This window comes from Arthrobacter sp. (assembly GCF_031179985.1).
Classification (GTDB): Bacteria; Actinomycetota; Actinomycetes; order Actinomycetales; family Micrococcaceae; genus Arthrobacter.
Map to the genome: position 1 here is coordinate 1 of NZ_JAPSHJ010000087.1, position 2,391 is coordinate 2,391.

Sequence of the window (2,391 nt, forward strand, 5' to 3'; positions counted from 1 at the left end):
ACTTCTTGACGCCGTGGAGCGGCTGGAGGAATCTTTGCCCCATGAAAGCAGAGGAGCGGCGTACAGCGATCGGGTGGCTCGGCTGGACCAGCGGGCTATTCGTATTGCTGCTGTTTTTTGCTCTCGTGGACCTGACTGTTCCGCTGTTCTTACAGTCGCGACCGGAGTTCTACGAGAGCTACCTGCTGGAGACGGGGTGGGGTGTCCTGTTCACGTTCTTCGTCGGGATACCATTCTGCGTCCTCGGTTCGCGACCTGAGAGTGTCTCAGCAGCCTTGCTTCCGGTTGTAGCGGCCACCGCCGTGCTTGCTGCAGCGGTAGCGTCCGCTCAGCCCACACACCTGGCGATAACTGCGGGTCTGCTGGCCCCGACCGCCGTTATATTCCTATTCGATCGGAGAGCAGCACTCGAGGTAGTGCGGACGGCCTGCAGGTTCCACTGGCCCACGCTTGCCTTATCGATAATCGCCCTTCCAGTCGCCGCCTTGTTTGCCTCCGAGATGGCCGCGGCAGCGCGGGAGGGACGGGATCCCGTCGATCTCACCTATGAATTCGACCACTGGCCGATTCAGGCTGCCGCAGCACTTGTGATCCCTTTGGCCGGAGCCATGCTCTCTTTCAGGCTTCCGGGGTGGCGCCTCATGGTGTTCCTTGTCGCCGCAGGCACTGCATGGTTCGGAACCGTGAGCATCATCTACCCGGACCATGCGGGAAGCCTCGGCACACTCACCGGCTGGGCCGCTCTTATTTGGGCGGCAGGGCTCGCCGCTTCGGCATTTCACAGATCCGCGCAGCGCGCACGTTCCCTCCGTCCGGGGACAACGTCACCAGGGGTCCCCTAGTGCGTGTCTCCTAAATCCTGGGCTCCTTAGCCGCGATGCTTGGTGCGTTCTCGTACTTCTGTTTCGATGACGCTGGAGGGCGTCGCCGGCATGATGAAGCCGCTCGAAACCGCGGTGCCGGTCCACCAGAGCAACACCGACCCCGGCCTGGTGTTCCGCGCCCTCAACGATACTGTCCGCGATGCACATGCCCGACCGGACACCGGCTCCTACGACCTCGATGAGGACGACGACCCTGTGGCCGAGCTGGTGCAGCTGTGCTCTGAGAGCGGCCTGGAGTCCGTGGACTTCGGGCCCTACGACGCGCCCGGGGAGAAGCCCTTCGCGGCCAGCACCGTCCTGGACGTCTCGGACCAGGTCCAGATCACCGTGTGGTCTGACTCCGATGGCATGGACTAAATCGATGTTGCCGGACGTGTGCAGCGGACGAACGCACCGAAACTGGCAGTGCCGGCCGAAGACCGACGTCCCCGAGGGCGCACGGGAGCACATCCGGCACGCCATTACCCACCTTCACGAGATGGCGCATTTGGCAGGCGCCAATCCTGGAGGTCAGGGCGCAGGAAGCCATCAATTTCGTGGACGCAGGAAAGAAGTGGAGCCCGTCCCGGACGAGGTGCAGTACGAGATGATCCGCAGCACCATCGATGATGCCATCACCGGGCTGAACGGCACGGCACGGCTCTACACCGGCGCCATGCGGTCCTAGCTTCTACCCAGCGGGCGGATCACGATGTTGCCTGGACCCTGTCAACTCAGGACCCGCCCAGCTTCGCGAGGTACTCGGCAAGGGCATCGAGGATCGGTACCTGCCCCTTCGCCAGTTTGCTGCGGGCCTCGGACTCTCTGAACCATCTGGCATCGTCGATTTCGGGAAATTCCCGGACAACACCGGAACCCTTCGGCCATTCCAGCGGGAACGTGTTGCTGGTGATGTGCTCTGGCCGGAAATCCGATTCGGCGGCAAAAGCGGTGATGACCTTCCTCGAAGGCTGGCGGAAAGCGCCCAGCTCAAGGTAGTCCGCCTGCGGCGCCGGCGTCCCGATTTCTTCGGCGAACTCCCGCAGCGCGGCCACCAAAGGGTCCTCCCCGTCGAGGTATATTCCCTTTGGAATTGTCCAGGCGCGGGTGTCCATGCCGGTCCAGTGAGGGCCACCATTATGAGCGATCCAGACCTCCAAGTGCCCTTCCGGGCTCCGCCGGTACAGCAGAATGCCAGCGCTGTGAACTGTCATATGCCCTCCACACCCAAGGCTATAGAGATTGCGGGTTCTTGTCCTGCAATGGCGGGTGGCGGCATCCTGCAGTGCCAAAATGAATCGCCTCAGTTGTTGAGTGCGGCATAAAATCAACTACGCGAAAGCGCCCTGCTCGTGGGCGAGGATGGCCTCGATCACCGGGGCCGGTCCTTCGATCCGGTACACGTCGATGGGTCTCGCCGCGGGATGGGCGTTGTGGCCCTCCAGCCGGGGCCGGGCCTGATCGGGGGTGAATACCCGTAGAAGGTGTGCGGTCAGAAACTCCAAGTCCTTCAGATGGAGTAGGTTCT

Annotated in this window: 5 protein-coding genes; 3 read left to right on the top strand and 2 right to left on the bottom strand. The window is 62.7% G+C overall.

The window, feature by feature from the left end; translation table 11 throughout:
- Nucleotides 1–41 precede the first annotated feature (41 nt).
- The 3 genes from RIN13_RS19775 (at nucleotide 42) to RIN13_RS19785 (ending at nucleotide 1,551) form a co-directional block, all read left to right on the top strand.
- Nucleotides 42–842: a hypothetical protein gene (locus RIN13_RS19775; RefSeq protein ID WP_309109021.1), complete on the top strand. Its 801-nt coding sequence runs from the start codon at nucleotides 42–44 to the stop codon at nucleotides 840–842.
- A gap of 66 nt (nucleotides 843–908) precedes the next feature.
- Complete coding sequence (locus RIN13_RS19780; protein ID WP_309109022.1) at nucleotides 909–1,241, top strand: hypothetical protein; 333 nt, start codon at nucleotides 909–911, stop codon at nucleotides 1,239–1,241.
- Between the two features lie 4 nt (nucleotides 1,242–1,245).
- On the top strand, nucleotides 1,246–1,551 hold the full coding sequence (locus tag RIN13_RS19785) for a hypothetical protein (RefSeq protein ID WP_309109023.1): 306 nt from the start codon (nucleotides 1,246–1,248) through the stop codon (nucleotides 1,549–1,551).
- Nucleotides 1,552–1,597: 46 nt separating this feature from the next.
- Here RIN13_RS19785 and RIN13_RS19790 read toward each other — a convergent pair whose 3' ends face one another.
- A complete protein-coding gene (locus tag RIN13_RS19790; RefSeq protein WP_309109024.1) occupies nucleotides 1,598–2,077 on the bottom strand; it encodes an NUDIX domain-containing protein in 480 nt (159 codons plus the stop codon).
- A gap of 117 nt (nucleotides 2,078–2,194) precedes the next feature.
- The coding region (locus RIN13_RS19795; protein WP_309109025.1) for a hypothetical protein at nucleotides 2,195–2,391 on the bottom strand (197 nt) is incomplete at its 5' end.